The organism is Streptomyces shenzhenensis (assembly GCF_003688995.1).
GTDB classification, from domain to species: Bacteria; Actinomycetota; Actinomycetes; order Streptomycetales; family Streptomycetaceae; genus Streptomyces; species Streptomyces shenzhenensis_A.
In genome coordinates, this window is the sequence record NZ_PENI01000003.1 from 60,675 (window position 1) to 81,476 (window position 20,802).

The 20,802-nt window shown below is 73.7% G+C and carries 17 protein-coding genes; 6 read left to right on the forward strand and 11 right to left on the reverse strand.

Annotation, left to right across the window (positions count from 1 at the left end; genetic code table 11):
• Window positions 1-522 precede the first annotated feature (522 nt).
• Window positions 523-4,044 carry a DNA polymerase III subunit alpha gene (locus CTZ28_RS05790; RefSeq protein WP_121888484.1) on the forward strand — a complete coding sequence of 1,174 codons (3,522 nt, stop codon included), beginning with the start codon at window positions 523-525 and terminating at the stop codon, window positions 4,042-4,044.
• Window positions 4,041-5,051, forward strand: a complete 1,011-nt coding sequence (locus CTZ28_RS05795; RefSeq protein ID WP_121888165.1) for a DNA polymerase Y family protein — start codon at window positions 4,041-4,043, stop codon at window positions 5,049-5,051. The genes CTZ28_RS05790 and CTZ28_RS05795 overlap by 4 nt, the downstream gene beginning before the upstream one ends.
• Window positions 5,052-5,120: 69 nt before the next feature.
• On the opposite strand, the gene CTZ28_RS05800 is transcribed toward CTZ28_RS05795, so the two are convergent.
• On the reverse strand, window positions 5,121-6,146 hold the full coding sequence (locus CTZ28_RS05800; RefSeq protein WP_398655468.1) for a lytic polysaccharide monooxygenase auxiliary activity family 9 protein: 1,026 nt from the start codon (window positions 6,144-6,146) through the stop codon (window positions 5,121-5,123).
• A gap of 181 nt (window positions 6,147-6,327) precedes the next feature.
• Between CTZ28_RS05800 and CTZ28_RS05805 the strand changes: the two genes are divergently transcribed.
• Window positions 6,328-6,777 (forward strand): GNAT family N-acetyltransferase, encoded by a 450-nt coding sequence (locus CTZ28_RS05805; protein ID WP_121888485.1) that lies wholly within the window; start codon window positions 6,328-6,330, stop codon window positions 6,775-6,777.
• Window positions 6,778-6,793: 16 nt separating this feature from the next.
• Here CTZ28_RS05805 and CTZ28_RS48040 read toward each other — a convergent pair whose 3' ends face one another.
• On the reverse strand, window positions 6,794-6,928 hold the full coding sequence (locus CTZ28_RS48040) for a hypothetical protein (RefSeq protein WP_121888167.1): 135 nt from the start codon (window positions 6,926-6,928) through the stop codon (window positions 6,794-6,796).
• Window positions 6,929-7,066: 138 nt separating this feature from the next.
• On the opposite strand from CTZ28_RS48040, the gene CTZ28_RS05815 reads away from it, so the two are divergent.
• Window positions 7,067-7,681, forward strand: coding sequence for a class I SAM-dependent methyltransferase (locus CTZ28_RS05815; RefSeq protein ID WP_121888168.1), 615 nt, complete (start codon window positions 7,067-7,069; stop codon window positions 7,679-7,681).
• Between the two features lie 16 nt (window positions 7,682-7,697).
• Here the strand turns inward: CTZ28_RS05815 and CTZ28_RS05820 are convergent, their stop codons facing one another.
• The gene (locus CTZ28_RS05820; protein ID WP_121888169.1) at window positions 7,698-8,198 is read right to left on the reverse strand and encodes a ribonuclease FAU-1 family protein; all 501 of its coding nucleotides are present in this window, start codon (window positions 8,196-8,198) and stop codon (window positions 7,698-7,700) included.
• Window positions 8,179-9,108: a GNAT family N-acetyltransferase gene (locus tag CTZ28_RS05825; RefSeq protein ID WP_121888170.1), complete on the reverse strand. Its 930-nt coding sequence runs from the start codon at window positions 9,106-9,108 to the stop codon at window positions 8,179-8,181. The genes CTZ28_RS05820 and CTZ28_RS05825 overlap by 20 nt, the downstream gene beginning before the upstream one ends.
• A 71-nt stretch (window positions 9,109-9,179) precedes the next feature.
• Between CTZ28_RS05825 and CTZ28_RS05830 the strand changes: the two genes are divergently transcribed.
• Window positions 9,180-9,551: a GntR family transcriptional regulator gene (locus tag CTZ28_RS05830; RefSeq protein WP_183154278.1), complete on the forward strand. Its 372-nt coding sequence runs from the start codon at window positions 9,180-9,182 to the stop codon at window positions 9,549-9,551.
• A gap of 60 nt (window positions 9,552-9,611) precedes the next feature.
• Here the strand turns inward: CTZ28_RS05830 and CTZ28_RS05835 are convergent, their stop codons facing one another.
• Both CTZ28_RS05835 and CTZ28_RS05840 read right to left on the reverse strand, forming a co-directional pair.
• Complete coding sequence (locus tag CTZ28_RS05835; RefSeq protein WP_121888172.1) at window positions 9,612-10,382, reverse strand: DUF72 domain-containing protein; 771 nt, start codon at window positions 10,380-10,382, stop codon at window positions 9,612-9,614.
• A gap of 339 nt (window positions 10,383-10,721) precedes the next feature.
• Complete coding sequence (locus CTZ28_RS05840) at window positions 10,722-11,816, reverse strand: DUF5925 domain-containing protein (protein ID WP_121888173.1); 1,095 nt, start codon at window positions 11,814-11,816, stop codon at window positions 10,722-10,724.
• A 223-nt stretch (window positions 11,817-12,039) separates the two neighbouring features.
• Between CTZ28_RS05840 and CTZ28_RS05845 the strand changes: the two genes are divergently transcribed.
• Complete coding sequence (locus CTZ28_RS05845) at window positions 12,040-13,458, forward strand: GH39 family glycosyl hydrolase (RefSeq protein WP_121888174.1); 1,419 nt, start codon at window positions 12,040-12,042, stop codon at window positions 13,456-13,458.
• Window positions 13,459-13,471: 13 nt separating this feature from the next.
• Here CTZ28_RS05845 and CTZ28_RS05850 read toward each other — a convergent pair whose 3' ends face one another.
• From CTZ28_RS05850 to CTZ28_RS05870, 5 genes are all read right to left on the reverse strand, one after another.
• Entirely contained in the window at window positions 13,472-17,224 is a 3,753-nt protein-coding gene (locus CTZ28_RS05850; protein ID WP_121888175.1) for a lipopolysaccharide biosynthesis protein, read from the reverse strand.
• Window positions 17,217-18,017, reverse strand: coding sequence for a polysaccharide deacetylase family protein (locus tag CTZ28_RS05855; RefSeq protein WP_183154279.1), 801 nt, complete (start codon window positions 18,015-18,017; stop codon window positions 17,217-17,219). The genes CTZ28_RS05850 and CTZ28_RS05855 overlap by 8 nt, the downstream gene beginning before the upstream one ends.
• Window positions 18,010-19,068, reverse strand: coding sequence for a glycosyltransferase family 2 protein (locus CTZ28_RS05860; RefSeq protein ID WP_121888176.1), 1,059 nt, complete (start codon window positions 19,066-19,068; stop codon window positions 18,010-18,012). The genes CTZ28_RS05855 and CTZ28_RS05860 overlap by 8 nt, the downstream gene beginning before the upstream one ends.
• Window positions 19,065-19,916 (reverse strand): glycosyltransferase family 2 protein, encoded by an 852-nt coding sequence (locus CTZ28_RS05865; RefSeq protein WP_121888177.1) that lies wholly within the window; start codon window positions 19,914-19,916, stop codon window positions 19,065-19,067. The genes CTZ28_RS05860 and CTZ28_RS05865 overlap by 4 nt, the downstream gene beginning before the upstream one ends.
• A 370-nt stretch (window positions 19,917-20,286) precedes the next feature.
• Entirely contained in the window at window positions 20,287-20,730 is a 444-nt protein-coding gene (locus CTZ28_RS05870; protein ID WP_310887592.1) for a hypothetical protein, read from the reverse strand.
• Window positions 20,731-20,802 lie beyond the last annotated feature (72 nt).

Here is a 20,802-nt window from a genome sequence, read left to right on the forward strand (position 1 = left end):
CGCGCCACGTCCCCCGCGAAGTCCCGCCCCACGCGCGAGGGGCGGGACTTCCGCACGCGGGCCCCTGCGGGACGGGTGGCTCCGCCGGTGCTGTGGCGGGTTCTGGCGGTGGTGCGGGGATTCTCCGGCGCGGGGGCTCGGCGTTCGTGGCCGGTTCGGGCGGTTCTGTCGGTGTGGGTGGCTCGGGGTGCCGTCGCCTCCGTGCGTGGTGGTCTCGGCAGGGACTGGTGGGCGTGCAGAACTCTGCCGACCGCCGCGGCCTTGTCGGCGATCTCGTGCGGCACGCTCTCCCGCACCTCGGAGTCCGACCGGCCGTTCGGCAGCGGATTCGGCTCCGGCTGCATGAGCGCTTCCCCGTACGGCAATCCGCCGCAAAACGGGCCCGGTGGGTGGCGTTTGTGCAGGTGGGAGGCGTTCGAATGGGTGTCGTACACATGTTCGGGAATGAGGGTATGGTGGGGTGAGGGAGTTGGGAACTGATGTTCGAGAGCTGGTCGGGGCTCACGAGTGCGGGAGGTGCGTGTGCCGGGGTTCACGCATCTGCACACCGTCTCCGGGTTCTCCCTGCGCTACGGCGCCTCGCACCCGGAGCGGCTGGCCGAGCGCGCCGCCGAGCGGGGCATGGACGCCCTCGCCCTCACCGACCGCGACACCCTCGCCGGCACGGTCCGCTTCGCCAAGGCCTGCGCCGGTGCGGGCGTCCGGCCGCTGTTCGGCGTCGAGCTGGCGGTGGGCGAGCCGGAGGCTGTACGGCGTACGCGGCGCCGCACGCCCGTGCGCGGCGGTGCCTTCATCGACGAGTCGACACCCCGGGCGACCTTCCTCGCCCGGGACGGCGCCCGCGGCTGGGCCGACCTGTGCCGGCTGGTCACCACGGCCCACTCCCCGACGTCCCCGGCCCCGTCCGGGCGGGACGGACACCGGGCCGCGGGCGCCCCGCTGCTGCCCTGGTCCGGCAACCACGGCGACGGCCTGACCGTTCTGCTCGGCCCCGCCTCCGACGTCGGCCGCGCCCTCGCCGAGGGCCGCCAGGACCGCGCCGCCAGGCTCCTCGGCCCCTGGCGCGAGAGCTACGGCGACGCCCTGCGCCTGGAGGTCGTCTGGCACGGCCGCGCGGGCACCGGACCCGGCTCCCTGCGGCTGGCCGCCCGCACCGTCGGCTTCGCCGCCGAACAGCGGATCCGGCCGGTGCTCAGCAACGCCGTCCGGTACGCCGACCCCGGGCAGGGCCCGGTCGCCGACATCCTGGACGCGGCCCGCCGGCTGGTCCCGATCGACCCGACGAAGGAGCTGGACTCCGGCGAGGCCTGGCTGAAGGACGCGGACGCCATGCTGGGCGCCGCCGAGCGGATCGTGGCGGCCGCGGGCTACCGCCGCGACACCGCCCACCGCCTGCTGGAGCAGACACGGGCCACGGCCGCCGACTGCCGGGTCGACCCCGAGGACGACCTCGGCCTCGGTAGCGTCCACTTCCCCGAGCCGCACCTCGTCGGCGCCGGCCGCCGCACCGCCCAGCGGGCCCTGGCCTCGCGGGCGGCGGCCGGTATGGTGCTGCGCGGCTACACCGGCCGGCGCGCCTACTGGGAGCGGATGCACCACGAGCTGGACATCATCGCCCACCACGGCTTCGCCTCCTACTTCCTGACGGTCGCCCAAGTCGTCGACGACGTACGGAGGATGGGCATCCGGGTCGCCGCGCGCGGCTCCGGCGCGGGCTCCCTCGTCAACCATCTGCTCGGCATCGCGCACGCCGATCCGGTCGAGCACGGGCTGCTGATGGAGCGCTTCCTGTCGAAGGAGCGGATCGCGCTGCCCGACATCGACATCGACGTGGAGTCCGCGCGCCGCCTGGAGGTCTACCGCGCGATCATCGACCGGTTCGGCACCGAGCGGGTGGCGACCGTCGCCATGCCGGAGACGTACCGCGTCCGCCATGCGATCCGGGACGTGGGCGCGGCCCTGTCCATGGACCCGGCCGACATCGACCGCATCGCCAAGTCCTTCCCGCACATCCGCGCCCGCGACGCCCGCGCGGCCCTGGCCGAACTGCCCGAGCTGAGGCAGCTGGCGGGGGAGTCCCGGCAGGACGCCGCGCGGTACGACCGGCTGTGGGAGCTGGTCGAGTCGCTCGACGCCCTGCCCCGCGGGGTCGCCATGCACCCGTGCGGGGTGCTGCTGTCCGACGCCTCCCTGCTCTCCCGTACGCCGGTCGTGCCGACCAGTGGCGAGGGGTTCCCGATGGCGCAGTTCGACAAGGAGGACGTGGAGGACCTCGGGCTGCTCAAGCTCGATGTGCTGGGCGTGCGGATGCAGTCGGCGATGGCGCACGCGGTCGCCGAGGTGGAGCGGGCGACGGGGGAGCGGATCGACCTGGACGCGGTCGCGGAGGGCGATCCGGCGACTTATCGACTCATCCGCTCCACCGAGACGCTGGGCTGCTTCCAGATCGAGTCGCCGGGGCAGCGGGATCTGGTGGGGCGGCTCCAGCCGGCCGCCTTCCACGACCTGGTGGTCGACATATCGCTGTTCCGGCCCGGTCCGGTCGCCGCCGACATGGTGCGGCCGTTCATCGAGGCGCGGCACGGGCGGGCGCCGGTCCGCTACCCGCACCCGGACCTGGCGGAGCCGCTGCGCGACACCTACGGGGTCGTCGTCTTCCACGAGCAGATCATCGACATCGTCGCCATCATGACCGGCTGCGGGCGGGGCGTGGCGGACCAGGTGCGGCGCGGGCTGTCCGACCCGGAGTCGCAGGGACGGATCCGGGTGTGGTTCGCCCGGCACGCGGCGGAGCGCGGATACGGCGCGGAAACGATACGGCGGACCTGGGAGATCGTCGCGGCGTTCGGCTCGTACGGCTTCTGCAAGGCGCACGCGGTGGCCTTCGCCGTACCGACGTACCAGTCGGCGTGGCTGAAGGCGCATCACCCGGCCGCCTTCTACGCCGGGCTGCTCACCCATGACCCCGGGATGTACCCGAAGCGGCTGCTGCTGGCGGACGCGCGGCGGCGCGGGGTGCCGATCCTGCCGCTGGACGTGAACCGGTCGGCGGTCGCCCATCGCATCGAACTGGTGTCCGAGCCGGACGGGTCGTCCGTGTCCGGATCCGCGTCCGAACCGGCCGTATCCCCTGGTTCTCCCGGGCGTTGGGGACTGCGGCTCGCCCTCTGCGACGTGCACGGCATCAGCGAGGCCGAGGCGGCGCGGATCGCGGACGGACAGCCCTACGCCTCCCTGCTGGACTTCTGGGAGCGGGCCCGGCCGAGCCGGCCGCTGGCCCAACGGCTCGCCCAGGTGGGCGCGTTGGACGCGTTCGGCGCCAACCGCCGGGATCTGCAACTCCATCTGACCGAGCTGCACCGGGGCGCCCGCAGCGGCGGCGGTGGGCAGCTCCCGCTGGCCGGCGGCCGGAAGACCGCCTCCGCGGGGCTGCCCGACCTCACCTCGGCGGAACGGCTCAGCGCCGAACTGGGCGTGCTGTCCATGGACGCCTCGCGCAACCTGATGGACGACCACCGGGAGTTCCTGGAGGAGCTGGGCGTGGTCTCGGCACGCCGGCTGCGGGAGACCCCGCACGGCGAGACCGTACTGGTCGCGGGCGCCAAGGCGGCCACCCAGACCCCGCCGATCCGCTCCGGCAAGCGCGTCATCTTCACCACCCTGGACGACGGCACGGGCCTGGTCGACCTCGCCTTCTTCGACGACTCCCACGACGCCTGCGCGCACACCGTCTTCCACTCCTGGCTGCTGCTGGTGCGCGGGGTGGTGCAGCGGCGCGGCCCGCGCAGCCTCAGCGTGGTGGGCGCCGCCGCCTGGAACCTCGCCGAACTCGTCGAACTGCGCGCCGAGGGCGGGCTCGACCAGGTGGCGGCGCGGCTGGCGGCGCCCGCGCCGCAGACGGAGGCGGCCCCTGCGGCGCCGGACCGGACGATTCGCATGGCCACGGGGTACGAGATGCACCCCTGGGCCGATCTGCGCCCCGCGGGCGAGGGCCCGGCGGGTGGAAAGAAGTTGTGGCACCAGAGCCCGGGGAGTGCGGGATGACCATTCTCTGCGTACGTTTCCAGCTGCCGCCGATGTACGAGGCGGCCCTGCCGGGGCTGCTCGGGCTGCTGGCGGAGTTCACCCCGGTCGTCGAGGCCCTGCCGCCGGACGGGGCGCTGGCCGATCTGCGGGGCGCCGAACGGTACTTCGGCCGCGGCGCCGCCGACCTGGCGGCCATGATCCGGGTCCGCGCCCTCGCGCTGTACGGCATCGACTGCGCGATCGGCGCCGGGCCGGGCCCACTGCTGGCCCGGATGGCGCTGAAGGACGCACGGCCCGGGGCGATCCGGGCGGTCCCCGAAGGCCCTGACGCCGTCGCGGAGTTCCTCGCCGACCGGCCCGTCGGCGCGCTCCCCGGCGTCGGCACGGCCACCGCCCGCACCCTGCGCGAGTACGGACTCGACACCCTGGGCCGGGTGGCCGCCGCGCCGCTGTCCACGCTCCAGCGGCTGGTCGGCGCGAAGGCGGGCCGCGAGCTGCACGAGAAGGCGAACGGCATCGACCGCGGCCGGGTCGTCCCGAACGCGGTCTCCAGCTCCCTCGTGGCCGAACGCCCCTTCCCCCTCGACGAGCTGGACCCCGACCGGCACCGCCGCGCACTGCTCTCGGCCGCCGGTGAACTGGGCGCCCGGCTGCGCGCCCTGGAGAAGGTCTGCCGCACCCTGACCCTCACCGTGCGCTACGCCGACCTCCCCCGCTCTCGAACCGGCTCGAACGGGGGGACCCCCATCGCGACCACCCGCAGCCGCACCCTCAAGGAGCCGACCGCGCACTCGCCGGCACTGACGCGGACCGCGTACGGCATGTACGAGGCCCTCGGCCTGCAACGCGCCCGGGTCCGCGTGCTCGTCCTGCGCGCCGAGGGGCTCACCCCCGCCGAACAGGCCTCCTACCAGCTCACCTTCGACCCCGTGGACGACAAGGTCCGCCGGATCGAGGAGGTGGCGGACCGGGCGCGGGCGAAGTTCGGCCCACGGGCGGTGCTGCCCGGCACGCTGGCCTCCTGAGCCCCCTCCGCTCAGGCAGGGCCCGGGGCCCGACCGGCCTGAGCCGCCGGTGGGGCCCCGGAGATCTGTTCAGCGGCCGTGCCGGCCGCCCGTCGCGCGCCGCCGCACCGACAGGAACAGCACCGCCGAGCCGAGCGACAGCACCGCCGCGCCCGCCGCCGCCAGATACGGTGTGCCGCCGTTCGCCCCGGTCTCGGCCAGGTCCGCCGAGGCGCCGGCGGCCTTCGGCTCGTTGGCCGGGGTGCCGGCCGCGGCCACCGCCGGCTCGGCCGACGTGCTCGCGTCGTCGTCGCCATGGCCGTGGTGCTCGATCGTCGACTTGTCGGCACCGGCCGCGAGCTGCTTCTCGGACGGCGCGGACGCGCTCGGCGCCGGCGCGGCGGCACCTTCGGCCGCACCGCCGCTGTCACCGGCGGCCGTGCCGCCGCTGCTGCCTTCGTCGTCCGTGTCTCCGCCGGTGCCGCCGAAGGTGACGTCCGAGCAGGAGTAGAACGCCTCCGGGCTGTCCGAGCGCTGCCAGACCGCGTACAGCAGCTGCCGGCCGGAGCGCTCGGGGAGCGTGCCGGAGAACGTGTAGAAGCCGCCCGCCGCCACCGGGTCGGTGGCCGTCGCGACCGGATGCTCCAGATCCAGGTCGGCCCAGGCCAACGGCTCGGCCGGGTCGTAGCCCGGCCGGGTGAGATAGACGTGGAACGTGCCCTTGTGCGGAGCGGTCACCCGGTACTTGAAGGTGTACGAGCCGCCGCTCACGCGCGTCGCCGGCCAGTCGGCGCGGGCCAGGTCGAGCCCCTTGAACTCGTCGTTGTTCGCGCTGCACAGCTTGCCGTCCGGGATCAGCTCCTGGTGCCGGCCGTTCGCGTCGCCGATCCGGATGCCGTTCCAGTCGTAGAGCGCCTGGGTGCCGCCGGCCGCGACCGCCGCCCGGCAGGCCGCCGAGCCGGGGCTCTCCGGTCCCTCCGCGTAGCACTGCGCCACCCGGCTGACCGGGTCGCCCATCGAGCCGTGCGCGGCGGCCGGCACGGCGGCGAGCGCGGTCAGGGCGAGCGGTGCCGCGCCGAGGACGGCGACGGCCGCGGCCGTGCGGCGTGCGGGCACCTGGCGGCGTGCGGGCATGGGGACTCCTACGGTCTTCGGGGGGTGGGTCGATCCCGTGGGGGGCGATCAGAAGCTAGCCCGAAGAAACCGGGAAATCGCCTGCTGGAGGCGGGCGGGGGAGATCCTTATGGTCCGCTTAAGGGAGTGCTCAGACTGCGCTCAGGTAGATACCGTGCGCACCATGACAGACGACGCCGTCCGCCCCGCCCGCGCCGCCGACGTACCGGCGGTGCGGGCCGTGACCGACGCGGCCTACCGCCCCTACCTCGAGCGCATCGAAGTGGTGCCGCAGCCCATGGAGGCGGACCACATGGCGAACGTCGCCCAGGGGAAGGTGTTCGTCACCGGCGATCCCGTGATCGGCCTGGTCGTGGTCGAGGCGCGCCCGGACCATCTCTTCCTCGACAGCATCGCCGTCCACCCCGACGCGCACGGCCGGGGCGTCGGGGGCCGGCTGCTGCGGTTCGTGGACGCACACGCGCGTGCGCGGGGACTGACCGAGGTCAGGCTCTACACGAACGCCCTGATGTGGGAGAACCGCAAGATCTACCCGAGGTACGGATACGAGATGGTCGAGCGGCGTGTGGACGGCCCCTACGACCGCGTCCACTACCGCAGGCGGCTGGACTGACCGGGCTCACGGCCGGTCAGCCGTCCGGCCACCAGGTGCGGGCGATGTCTCTGCGGACCTCCGGGCGCCCCGCGGGGCGCTCCTCGGCTTCCTCGTGTACGCGGCGGGTGTCCGTCTTCTTCAGGGGCTTCTGCACGGTCGCGCGGCGCATGGCTGCCTCCTTCGGCGCCTGCCGGAATCCGCGATCCCGCGGCGGCAGACCCTTTGGCCGAGAGTCGCTCATCGGCGGCGGTCTGTCAGTGGCGGCTGTCACCCTCGGACTGTCAGTGGCGGGTGTCACGCTGGGGGCATGACGGACGAGAGCGAGCGCAGGACAACGGCGCGTGTCGACTGGGACGCCGCCGCCGCGACCTTCGACGACGAGCCGGACCACGGGCTGCGCGATCCCGAGGTGCGCGCGGCCTGGGCCGACAGACTCCGCGCCTGGCTGCCCGGCCGCCCCGCGGATGTGCTCGACCTCGGCTGCGGCACCGGCAGTCTGGCGCTCCTCGCCGCCGAGCGGGGACACCGCGTCACCGGAGTCGACCTGTCCCCGGCGATGGTGGACCTGGCCCGCGCCAAGACGGCCGGGCGCGACGCGGTGTTCCTGGTCGGTGACGCGGCGGCGCCCCCGGTGGGGGAGCGGCGCTTCGACGCCGTGCTCGTCCGGCATGTGCTGTGGACACTGCCCGGGCCCGGCCGTGTGCTGCGGCACTGGAGCGGGCTGCTGCGGCCGGGCGGGCGGCTCGTGCTGGTCGAGGGCGTCTGGGGAGCGGTCTCCCCGGTCGGCATACCCGCCGCCCGGCTGACCGCCCTGCTGGAACCGATCGCCTCCGACGTGCGCACGGAGCCGCTGTCGGACGAGCCCGCGCTGTGGGGCGGACCCGTGACGGACGAGCGGTACGCGGTGGTGGCGACGGTGTGATCCCCGGCCGGGGGCGTCAGGCCAGCAGCGCCTCGAAGCGTTCCGTACGGGCGAGCGCCGCCAGCTCGTCGAGGGCGGCCACGGCGGCGGCCGCGGCCGCAGGATCGGTCCGGGTCAGCCCGCTCTGCGCGAACTCGTCCTCGTCCAGCCGCCGTACGTCCGTGCCGTCCGCGGAGCGCCACAGGTCCAGATCGAGGTCCTCGACGACCAGCTCCGTACCGGACAGCACGGCCGGCCGGGCGATGTCGCAGTACCAGCCCTTGAGCGCGCCCGCCGGGTCGCGGACCTCCATCACCGCGTACCAGCGGTCCCGCCAGTAGTACTCGGTGAAGACGTCGCCCGGCTCGAAGCGCACAAAGCCGAAGTCGCGGACCGTGCCGCCCGCGAAGGGGGCCCGCACCACGATCCGGGTGCCGTCGTCCTGGAGCAGCTCGGCCGGGTAACGGATCTTCGTACGGCCGCCCTTGACCAGGACGACCTCCAACAGCCGGCCGGTGTCAGCCGAGTTCGCGGACATGGCGCACCTCCGTCGCGCAGACCCGGTAACCGAACCACGTGTTGATCGCGATCATCGGGCCGTTACCGGCGTCGTTACCCGTGAACGCCTCCGTGAACCCGGCGGCGCGGGCGCGGTGCAGGGAGGCGTTCTTGGCGAGCTTGGCGAGACCGCGGCCCCGGAAGGCGCGCGCGGTGCCCGTCATCACGGTGCCGTAGCGCTGCCCGCCGTCCGTACGGGCCGCGCTGAACGCGGCGGGACGCCCGTCGACCAGCGCGACCGAGGTCAGCTCGGGGCTGAACAGGGGGTGCCGCCAGGTCTCGTCGAGCCAGGCCTCGTAGTCCGTGAACTCGGTGTCCAGGTCGCTGGGCTCGTCCGCCGTCGTCTCCGCGTCCAGCCGGAACAGCGGGCGCGGGTCGTCGGCGAAGTCCGAGCCCTTGCGCAGCTCGACGCCCGGCGGCGGGTCCGGCAACGGGGGCAGCGTCGCATGCGCCAGGTCCAGCCGGAGGAAGTGCGCGGAGCGGGCGGCCCGGTAGCCGTGCCGTTCGGCGAAGGCGAGGTTGCCCGGCTCGTCCAGCACCCAGGCCAGCAGCCGGCGCGCGCCCCGGGCCGCCAGATGCTCCTCGGCGGCGCGCACCAGCAGCCCGCCCGCGCCGCGCCGGGTCCGCTCCGGGTCGACGTACACATTGACATAGCCCTGGCCCGGCTCCGGGCTGTCGTGGGCGATGCCCACCTGGGCGGTGCCGATGATCTCGCCGTCCTCCTCCGCGACGAGCCTGCGCAGATGGGCGTCCGGGTGGGCGTGGGCGATGTCGTGGGCGACGGATTCCGGGGTGAACAGCATGAAGGGGAGAGCACGGTGCCGGACCCGGACGAAGCCGTCCAGGTCCGCACGCGCGTCGGGGCGCAGATCGCGCACGAGCACAGTCATGGGGCCGCACGGTACGGGGGATCCGCACCCGGGTGCCCCTCATTTTCCGGCGGGTGCGGGAGAATCGCAGTGTGACCTTGAAGATCCACATCGACGACAGCGCACCGCCGTACGAGCAGGTGCGGGCCCAGATCTCGGAGCAGGCGCGGTCCGGGGCGCTCCCGGTGGGCTACCGGCTGCCGACCGTGCGGGGGCTGGCCGAGTCGCTGGGTCTGGCGGCGAACACCGTGGCCAAGGCGTACCGGGCGCTGGAGACGGACGGGGTGATCGAGACGCGGGGCCGCAACGGGACGTTCGTGGCGGCCGCCGGTTCGGCCGCGGCACGCGAGGCCGCGACCGCCGCACAGACCTATGCGGAACGGGTGCTCCGCCTCGGCCTGGACGAGGCGGAGGCCCTGAGCACCGTACGGGACGCACTGCGTGCGGCCTACGGGACGCACTGAGGGGCCGGTGCCGAAGGACTGCGTCGCCTTGATGCGGTACGGCCGCGGTGGTGACGGAGATCAGCCGTGTGCGGTCAGGGCCGGGGTGCGGGTGGTCGGCAGGCCTGCCCTGGTTGCCGTCGCGGCGAACGCCGTCGCGTCCTGTACCGCCGCTCCGCCGGGGTCGTTGTTGAAGTACGCGTAGACGTCGTCGGTACTGGACCAGGTGGTGGCGATGCGGTCGGTCCAGGTCTCCAGGGAGCGTCGGCCGTAGCGCGGCCAGGGCCGGGCGCGGCCCTGGTGGAAGCGGACGTAGCCCCAGTCCGCGGTGCGCCACAGCGGGGTGACCGGGTGGGCCAGCACATCGGCCCAGCACAGTGCCGCGCCCCGGGACTCCAGGACGGCACGGGTCCGCGGCGTCCACCAGGAGTCGTGGCGCGGCTCGACCGCGACCCGGGTGCGGGGCGGGAAGCAGGCCAGGCACGCGTCCAGCAGGTCCGGGTCGGCGCGCAGGGTCGGCGGGAGCTGGAGCAGGACCGGGCCGAGCCGGTCGCCGAGGCCCGCCGCGCTGCCCATCAGCCGCCCCACCGGCTCCTGCGGATCGCGCAGCCGTTTGATGTGTGTGAGGTAGCGGCTGGCCTTCACCGCGACCACGAAGTCCGCGGGCACGCGCTCCCGCCAGTTCTCGAAGTTCTCCCGTGTCGGCAGCCGGTAGAACGCGTTGTTGATCTCCACCGTGGCGAAGCGCGCCGCGTACTCCTCGAGCCACAGCCGCATCGGCCGGTCGGCCGGGTACAGAACGCCCCGCCAGTCCCGGTACTGCCACCCCGACGTGCCCACGAACAGGGTCATACCCCCATCAAAACACCGACCACCACCCGAGGCCCGCCACCGACGGCCGGTCGCGGCCCCGCACCGGCCGACCGGCCACGGTTCCGCACCGCCGGCCGGATGGGGCCCCTGACGGTCGGGCGCGCCCTGCACCGAGGTCCGGTCGCGGCTCCTTGCCGTCGGCCGGCCGCGGCTCCGTACGGTCGGCCGATCTCGGCCTGTACCGGTGAGCGGCTGCGGCCCTTCCCTGATGGGCGGGGTATGGCCATGTGCCCAAAACCGATCACGGTCCTGCGCCGAGGTCCGGCCGCGAGGGCTCGCCGGTGGTCTGAGTCTTCCCCAGCAGCCCGTCGGGGCTGCTCACAGGTACAGGCCCGCGTCCCTGGACTCGCGTGCGCCCGGTACCGACGTCGGTGTCGTGCCGCGGCGCAGTGCGTACAGCTCGGCCAGCGTCGCGCCCTCGCGGCCGATTCCCTGCTCCGTGCCCAGCCAGGCCACCGACTCCCGGTGGGTCAGCGGGCCCACCTCGATCCGGGCCAGACAGCGGCCGGGCCGGACCACGGCGGGGTGCAGCCGCTCCAGGTCCTCGTTGGTGGTCACACCGACGAGCACGTTGCGGCCCTGGCCCAGCAGGCCGTCGGTCAGGTTCAGCAGCCGCGACAGCGCCTGGCCCGCCGTGTGCTTGGCCTCGCCGCGGATCAGCTCGTCGCAGTCCTCCAGCAGGAGCAGCCGCCAGCGGCCCTTGCCCGCCGCGTCCTCCTCGCCGATGGCGATGTCCATCAGATAGCCGACGTCGCCGAAGAGCCGCTCCGGGTCCAGGACGCAGTCGACCTGGCACCAGTCCCGCCAGGAGCGGGCCAGCGTGCGCAGGGCGGAGGTCTTGCCGGTGCCCGGCGGGCCGTGGAGGAGCAGCAGCCGGCCCGCGATGTCCTCGGGGGTCGTCTTCATCAGCTGGTCCATCGCCTCCGCCACCGGAGCCGTGTAGTTGGGCCGCACCTCCTCCCAGGTGCCCGCCGAGATCTGCCGGGTGGTGCGGTGCGGGCCGCGCCTCGGGGACACGTACCAGAAACCCATCGTCACGTTCTCCGGCTGCGGCTCGGGCTCGTCCGCCGCGCCGTCCGTGGCCAGCTCCAGGACCTCCTTCGCCAGCTCCGCGGTGGTCGCGGTCACCGTGACGTCGGCGCCCCGGTTCCAGCGGGAGACCAGCAGGGTCCAGCCGTCGCCCTCGGCGAGGGTCGCGCTGCGGTCCTCGTCCCGGGCGACGCGCAGCACCCGGGCGTCCCGCGGCAGCAGGGTCGCGCCGGAGCGGACCCGGTCGATGTTGGCCGCGTGCGAGTACGGCTGCTCGCCCGTCGCGAAGCGGCCGAGGAACAGCGCGTCGACGACGTCGGACGGCGAGTCGGAGTCGTCGACGTTGAGCCGGATCGGCAGCGCGTCGTGTGGGTTCGCAGACATGCCGCCATGATCCGGCACGTGGGCCCCCTGCGCACCCGGTTTCCGAAGTGGGCGCGGAGTGTCGGGCATGCGAACCATCACCTGATCATCGCCATATGTTCCTTCCGAACTCTCTCGCTGCGCTGCCCCGTACGTCCCCCTTCGTCCGCTCCGGTCCGGTGCCGGAGCCGTGCGTCGCCGACACCTGCCGCGCGCCCGTCCCCCGCCGCTACTGTTGTCCTTGATGACACGTCATGGGGGGAATTCGGGGGCTCGGCGGTGGCGGCTCACCGCTCTGCTCGGTGTGGGTGTGGTTGCCCTGGCCCTGGTGGTGACCCTGATCAACACGCTTCCCGGCGGCGGCAGCACCGCGGGCACCACCCGCGACGGCGACAACGTGCACGGCACGCCCGCCGCCCCGTCCGGCCGGCCGCAGCCGTCCGTGGGCTGGGGGTTCACCCACACCCAGTACAGCGCCGACCAGGGCGGCACGGCCACCGAGCGCGTCGAGGGGCTGCTCGCGCGCAGCCCGGGACTCCCGCAGAACCAGCACATCATGGGCTGGGGCGCCGACAACCCCGAGCCCGCAGCGGGCCGTTACGACTTCGGCGCGCTCGACCGGCGCGTCGACTTCATGCGTGCCTCCCAGGCCACCCCGGTCATCACGCTGTGCTGCGCCCCGGACTGGATGAAGGGCGGCAGGGCCGGCGCCGACCACACCGACTGGAGCCAGGCCGCGCTGGAGACTGCCCCGACCCCGGACCACTACCAGGACTTCGCCGACCTCGCCGCGACCGTCGCCAGGCGCTATCCGGACGTCACCCACTTCGTCGTCTGGAACGAGTTCAAGGGCTTCTGGAACGACGCGAAGAACCGCTGGGACCACGAGGGATACACGCGGATGTACAACCTCGTGTACGAGGCGCTCAAGAAGGTCGACAAGGACATCATGGTCGGCGGCCCCTACCTGGTGATGGACAGCGTCGGCCCGCACCGGACGGAGCACGCCTCGACGACCCTCAAGGGCCCCTGGGGCGCCATGGACCAGCGGGTCCTCGACGCCTTCGCCTACTGGAACAGCCACCGGAGCGGCGCCGACTTCGTGGTGGTCGACGGCTCCAGTTACACCGACGACGACGAACTGCTGCCCGACGCGTTCGCGGCCACCGACAAGTTCACGGCCGTCGGCGCCTGGCTGCGCCGGCAGACCCATGACCTGCCGCTGTGGTGGGCGGAGTACTACGTCGAGCCCGCCGACGCCGCCGACGAACGCACGGGCTGGTCCGAGGCCCGCCGGGTCGCGGTGCAGGCGGCCGGCCTGATCGCCATGGTCAAGGGCGGTGCCGACTCCGGCTTCTACTGGAACCCGGAGAGGAAACAGGGCACCGACTGCCCCGGCTGTCTGTGGACGCCCACCGGCGGCCCGGCCGGGGGCGCCGAACTCCCCATGTACGACCTGGTCTCCCGGTTCGACCGGGCGTTTCCGCCGGGCACCGGGTACGAGACCGTGTCCGTCGCCAGGGACGACGCGCCCCACGTCCGCGTCCTCGCCACCGACGAGGTCGTCCTGGTGGTGAACACCTTGGACCGGCCGATCGGCGCGCGGGTCGACGGGAAGCGGTTCGACATGGCGGCGTACGAGGTGAAGTGGCTCACCAGATGAGCCGCTTCCCGCCTCACTTCATCGTCAGGAACCGCTGCACCAGTGCGGCGAGCAGCACCGCGAGCAGCGGCAGCGAGAACCAGAAGCCGCCCTGCACCAGGCGCAGCCGGCGCGCGCTCGGGCGCATCGCGACACGGACCGTCTCGCGCACGGTCAGCAGCAGAACCAGCGCGACGGCCATGAGTCCGCCGACCACCGACCATGGCGTCCATGTCACCCGCGGTCCGATCGGGCCGGGCGCCGGTCCGGGCACCGCACCCGCGGGCCGCTCGCGCAGCGCGTACATCGTGACGTCCTCGTTGACCCGGACCTTCGTCAGCTCCGGGCGTCCGTCCAGGTTCCGGATCAGCCGGGGCTCCCAGGTCACCGGGTAGCCCACGTCCAGCTCCAGATAGGTGACCTGACTCCGGTTGATCATCAGATACGCGTTCGGACCCGCGTCCTCCAACGCCTTGACCAGGCCCGACACCAGCACGGGGTCGGCCGGCGCGAGCGTCGGCACATAGTCGACGCGTTCCATGTCCCGGGCGCCCCACGGCATGGCCGGCGTCACATTGTCGACGGTGTCGTCGCTCAGCCAGAGCAGGCGCACGGTCGGCTTGTCGTGGGCGTACACATAGTCCATGGCCGCGACCTCACCGGGTCTGATCCGCTCGAACGGCTCGTTGCCCCAGCGGGCCACCAGGAAGCCGCCCATCAGCAGCAGACCCGTGAGGAGGGCGGCCAGCGGAGCCAGCCTCACCCGGTCCCGCGCGCGCTCCTTCGCGGTCACGCCGGTGCGCGGGAACAGGGCGAGAGCGGCCAGCATCGCCGCGCCGGGCAGCGCGAACATGAAGACGCGCAGGGCCATTTCACCGCCGTACGACTGCATGCCGAAGCCCAGGAACGGGACGAGGGCCAGCACCGGCAGCGACCGTTCGCGGTACCGGTGCTCGTGCCGCCGCCACCAGCCCCAGCAGGCGAGGGCGAGCACCCCGCCGGCCAGCAGCACGCGCGCGTACAGCACCAGCCTGTGGCTCGAACTGCCGCCCTGGATACGGCCGGACACCGACGTCGAGACATTGCTGCCGACCCCGCCGACCCCGCCGAACAGGTCGTCGAAGTGCCCCGACCAGTACGGCTCGGCCATGAAGCCGACCCAGGCGGCGACCAGCACCGCGAACAGCAGGGGCAGGCCACGCAGTTCGGACTTGCCGACCAGGACCAGCGCGGTGAGGACGCCCAGCATCATGAACGGGGTGAGCTGGTGGGCGGGCACGCTCGCCGCGTACAGGCCGATCACCACCAGGAGCAGCACGGCCCGTTGCCGCCGGTCGGTCGGCTCGACCTCCGCCTCGCCGGGGCGGAACCGCGCCCCGATCGCCCGGGGGGCGCGGAACCAGACGAGCAGGATCGCCACGAAGAGGAGATACAGGAGATAGGTGAAGCCCTGCGGGGAGAAGTAGTCCTGGCCGACCCAGCCGCTGAGCACAAAGATCCAGATGCCGGTCCACTTGGCCCGCCAGCTCGCTCGCAGCGACCGCACGAGCAGGAACAGCGGTGCCAGGAAGGCGAGTTGGATCGCCGTCGGCCACCAGCGGATGATCTCGGTGAAGTCCGTGATCCCGCAGGCCTCGGCGACGAACGCGGCCACGGCGAAGAAGCCGGGCCAGCTCCAGCGGGCGTCCAGGTCCGGGACGGCGGACCCGGTGCGGTCGATGTAGTCGATGAACCCGAGGTGCTGCCAGGCCGTCGCGAACCGCGGCTCGGTCTCGATGACCGCGGGCAGGGCGTGCAGCGACACCACCGTCGCCAGCAGCGTGACCAGTAGCAGCGCCCGGTGCTCACGGCGCAGCCGGAGCAGCGCGGCGAACACCGTGATCAGCAGCGCCGCCCCGATCAGCGTCGGCAGCGGCAGCACGGAGATCAGCCCGAGCCCGCCCATCCGGTCCAGATCGGCCTCGCCGAGCCGCGCCGCCGGCACCCAGTACAGCAGGAGCGCGACCGACAGCAGACAGCCGAGGACGACGCCGGAACGGGTGGGCAGCAGGTTCCGGCGCGGGGGAGCCGTGGGCGGCCCGGGGGCCGCCGGGTCACCGTCGGGTTCCGCCGGTCGGACCCACCCCGCTTCCGCCGGGAAGGCCGTCCCGAACGGCGCGTCGTTTTCCGCCCCCTTCAGCAGTGACGCCTCGGCGGGACCCGGTGAGGCACCGGCGCCCGGCCCCCGGTCCTGGTCCGCCGGCGAGGTGCCCGCGGGCGGGGTGCCGGGTCCGGGGCGCACGTCGGGGCGGCGTTCCTGGTGGTCGAAGTCGACGTGGAGGCCGAGGGCCAGGGTGTCGCTGTCCAGCGCCCAGGCCGGGCCGCGTCCGCGGGACCGGGCGCCGGGGACCTCGCGTATCCCCAGGTCGGCGAGGTCCCCGTCCGGTGCCGTCGGCGCGGGGACCTCCGCCGCCGGTGCGGCCCGGAGCGTCCGCCACAGCCGGGGCGCGGCGATCGCCACGATCACCGCGAGGCCGGCGATCTCGGCGACGCCCGCGCCGGTCAGGCCCATGCGGGGGAGCAGCAGCAGCGTCAGACCGAGCACCAGCACACACAACAGGCCCTGCAGCCAGGCGAGTCCGGCGGTCCGGCTCCGCGCGCGCAGCGTCGCGAAGTACGTCTCCATCACGACCCGCAGCAGCGCGCCCACGGCGAACCAGCGCAGCAGCGGGGTCGCCGCGTCCGCGTAGCCCGCGCCGAACACGCCGAGGATCCATGGCGCACCGACGAACAGCAGCCCGCAGACCGGCAGCATGATCCGGGCCATCCGGCGCAGCGCGGCCCGGGTGTCGGCGGCCAGCCGCGCCGGGTCGTGCGCGCCCTCGACGGTGAGGGACGCGCCCATGTTGATGGCGAGCAGATTGACGGTGCCGCCGATGGTGGTGGTGATGTAGAAGTAGGCGTTGTCCTCGGAGCTGACCCGCGTGGCGATGATCACCGGGACGAGGTGGACCACGGCCAGCGAGAACAGCGAGCCGGTGTAGTCCCCGGCGAGGAACCTGCCGATCTCCTTCGGCGTCGGCGGCTGCGCCCGCCCCTCGGTCGCCCGCGCGTGCCGGGGCACCAGCCGGCGGAACACCAGCCAGCCCAGCGGCAGTACGGACGTGGCGATCGCCGCGACCCAGGACACGAAGACCCCGATCGTCGGGACCGCCGCGGCGAACACGACGAGCAGCCCCAGCTTCACCGCCGAGAACACGGTATTGCCGACCGGCACCCAGGGCGCGCTGCGCAGCCCGGTCAGCACGCCGTCCTGGAGGGTGAGCAGGTTCCAGGCGACGACGGCCAGGACAAAGCCGAGGTCGTTCAGCGGCCCGTGCAGGAACCGGTACGACGGCCCCCACGCGTCCAGCGTCATCAGGAAGACGCCCGCGGCCAGCGCCACCACCAGTGAACTGCCCGCATACGTACGGAGGACGAGCTGACCGGTGCGGCGCCCGGACACCGGGATGAAACGGGCCAGGGCGCCGGTCAGGGTGACCGCGGTGAGCCCCGCGAGGAGCTTCATCGCGGCGATCGCGGCGGACCCCTGGCCGACCGCGGACTCGGAGTAGTAGCGGGCCGCGGCGAGCCAGAAGCCGAGCCCGAGGACGGCGGAGATACCAGTGTTCAGCATCAGGGCGTAGGCGTTGCGGAACAGCGGGTGGCCGCCGCCCGGCCCGCCTCGTCCGGGCAGGCGCAGCCGGCGTCCCGGCTGCGCCCCGGCGCCGGGTGCCGCGGCCTCGGTCGTGGTCGTCGTGTCAGACACGGATACGGGTTGCCTTCCGGCGGACCCGGCGGGCCCTGCGGACCAGGGCGTACCCCTGGGTGAGGGCACGGTCCCGGGCGAAGGCGCGGGCGATCGAGCGGCCCTGGAGCAGCCGTTCGAACTCCGCGACGCCCGTGCTGCGGCGCACGGTGAGCCGGCGCAGGGCGTACGGCCCCTGGCGGCGCCGGGCCGGCGCGTTGCCGACGGCGAGCGCCTGGGCGAACCCGGCCGCGCGCACCGCCCGGCGCACCCGGCGGCTGGAGTAGCCGTACGGATAGGCGAACGAGGCCGGTACGGCGCCCAGTTCGGCACTGACGATCCGGACACAGCGGGACAGCTCGGAGCGCAGCGTCGCGTCGTCCAGCTGGTCGAGCTGCGGATGCGTGTGGCTGTGCCCGCCGATCTCGATGCCGGCGCCCGCGAGGTCGCGCACCTGGTGCCAGTCGAGCATGGTGTCCGGGCCGCCTCCGGTGTCGTGGGCGCCCCTGATCCAGCCCGTGGCGACGAACAGCGTGGCCGGGAAGGCACGCTGGGCGAGTACCGGCAGGGCGTGCCGGTGCACGCCTTCGTAGCCGTCGTCGAAGGTGATCAGGACCGGGCGGGCGGGCAGCGGCCGGCCCGAGCGCCAGCGCGCCGCGAGGTCGGCCGTGCCGAGCGGGGTGAGGCCCAGATCGGCGATCAGCGCCATCTGTTCCGCGAACGCCTCGGGGGCGACGGACAGGGCGCGTGTGGCGTCGTTCGGCGCGGTCGCCACCGAGTGGTACATCAGGATCGGCACGGACGCCTCAGCCATGTCGTGTCCCCTCGGCCGTCCTCCGCGCGGCCGGCCCGGCCCGTGTGACCGGCCCGGCCGATCCGACCGGCACCACCGAGAACGTGGCCTCGCCGCGGCGTGCCCGGGCGCTGCCCACCAGGTATCCGCCCGCCGCGGCGAGCACGCCCGCGACGATCGCGCCCGCCCGTCCCGCGCCGCCCGGCCGGGCCAGCAGGGCGTCCCGCAGACCGCGGGCGACCCCGGCGGGCAGCACCCGTGTCGCGTACCGGCGTTCCGACTCCAGCGCCTTGGTCGCGCCGACGCTGCGCGCCACCAGGGCCTTGGACAGCCCCTCGGCGTAGGCGCGGGTGCGGAAGTAGCCGAAGCGCTCGCGTGCCGCGGGCACCCGGTGGTGGATCACCGCCCGGTCGTCGATCAGCAGGACCGCGTCCGGCCGGGCGCGGCCGAGCCGGATGCACAGCTCCGTCTCCTCGCAGCCCAGCGGCCGGCTGCCGGCGTCCCGGCCGATGCCGGTGGCGAAGCCGCCCGCCGCGTCGAAGGCCGTCCGCCGGAACGACGCGTTCCCGCCCAGTACGTTGCGGACCCGGACCCGGCCCGGCGGCAGTCCCCGGTAGGTGCAGCCCACCACCCAGTCGAACTCCGCCGGGAACCAGGCCGGCCGGCGGCCCGACGCCCAGACCGGCACCGTCCGGCCGCCGACGGCCAGCACCTTCGGGTCGGCGTACCCTTCGGCGAAGCGGCGCAGCCAGTCCCGCTCGGCGACGGCGTCGTCGTCCAGGAAGGCGATGATCGCGCCGCGCGAGGCCGCGACGCCGGTGTTGCGGCCGGCGGACAGCCCGCGGGGGCCCGCGTTGGCGAGCACCCGCACGCCTCCGGCCGCCCGTGCCGTGCGCTGCTCCCCGTACTCCTCGGCCAGCCGGTCCAGGAGCGCCGGGTTGTGGTCGACGACGAGCAGCGTCTCCAGCGCCGGGTACGACTGCGCGCGCACCGAGGAGACCGCCGCGAGGATGTCCTCCCAGCGGTCCTCGGTGTACACGCAGATCACGACGGAGACGCCGGGATCGCTCAAGACACCTCTCCCCGGACCGAGTCGAGCTGTACCGGGTCGAGCCGGACCGCGTCCGGCGCCGGCGAGCGGTGTGCGCGCCGGCGCAGGTCACGGCGGTTGGAGCGTTCCTTCAGGATCACCTTGAGGACCCGCAGTCCGTCCCGCACCGCCCGCAGATTGCTGGTGCCGTGGATGCGCAGATACTCGTGGCTGGGTATCTCCTGCACTCTCAGCCCCGCCTTGACCACTCTGATGTTCATCAGGGTCTCCACCTCGAAGCCGGTGCAGTCGAGGTCGATCCGGTCGAGGCAGTGCCGCCAGAACGCGTTGAAGCCGTAGCACAGATCGGTGTAGCGGGCGCCGAACTTGCGGTTGACGACCGTGCACAGCGCCCAGTTGCCCAGCTTGCGGACGAGGGTCATGTCGTCGGTGCCGCCGCCGTTGGCGAAGCGCGAGCCCTTGGCGAAGTCGGCGCCCGAGACCAGGGCCGAGACATACGAGACGATCTCCTGGCCGTCGGCCGAGCCGTCCGCGTCGACCATCACGATGATGTCGCCGGTGCACGCCCCGAACCCGGTGATCAGGGCGTCCCCCTTGCCCCGCCCCCGCTGTCCGACGACCCTGACCCCAGGCCACAGCCGGCGGGCCACCGCCACGGTGTCGTCGCTGGAGTTCCCGTCCACGAGCACCACTTCGTGTATCCACGCGGGCAGGGTTCTGAAGACGTACGGCAGGTTCTCCGCCTCGTTCATGGCGGGAATCACGACGCTCACCGGCGGCGCGATGGCCAGGTGCGAGGAGATCGGCCGGTAAGGGCCGGGTTTCGACGGATCTTGGCCCGAGGTCGGCGGGCGCAGAACGGAACTCACGAGTGTTGTCCCTCTCGTCCGGTGGACCGCCCGCCCCTGGGCGGCCCGGCTCTGTGTCCGGTTCGAAAGGGGGGTACTCACTCACGGCACGGCGAGCGGATCTTCGTGCATGCGAGTGAGCTGGCAAAGCTGGCCGGTCCGTCGGGGACGGCGGACGGCAGCCGGTCGCGCGGCACGGCTCGGTCACACGTGCGGTCACCGAGCACGGCACCCCCCTACCGCGCCCCGCGCCGGAACGTCACGGTCCTCAGCCCTCCCCTGGAGCCGCTTGGTGACGGACCGATGCGGGTGAGATGTTCGACGGTATTGACGATTGAACCCGTATGGCAAGGCCTGGATCGAGCCCTCACGTTTTTCGTCGGTTTGGCCGTCATCCGGCGCTGTCGGCCCTTGCTCCGTGCCGCGCACGGGCCTTCCGTATCCGGCCGAGAACTCCGTCGGCCAGGAGCAGCAGCAGGCTGAGCGCGGTCACGGCCACGATCCCGCCGCCCACCGACCAGCGGTGCACGGTGAGCATGCCCTGCGCCACCAGCATGTCGACGACGACCGCGCCCGCCAGTGCGGCGAGCAGCCGGCCGAACGGATCGAGCCCGCGCAGGGCTGTCGCGATGGCCGCTGCCGGCGCCGCGAGCAGGAAGAAGAGCGTGAGCGGGCCGCGCAGCGGCGACTGCGAGCCGGTGAGCGCGAGCAGCGCCCCGGCCCCGCCGACGGCGGTCGCGACCCCGGTGAGCAGCGGCGCCAGATCCCTCCCCGGACCCGGCCGGGCCCGCGCGGAGCCGTCCGGCGCAAGTGGCTTGGCACGTGTGATCCGCATGGCCGACTTCGCCCCCCGAAGAGCCGGATGCCGGGCTTCAATGTCGCGCGGCGCCGACGGGCCGTCAAGACG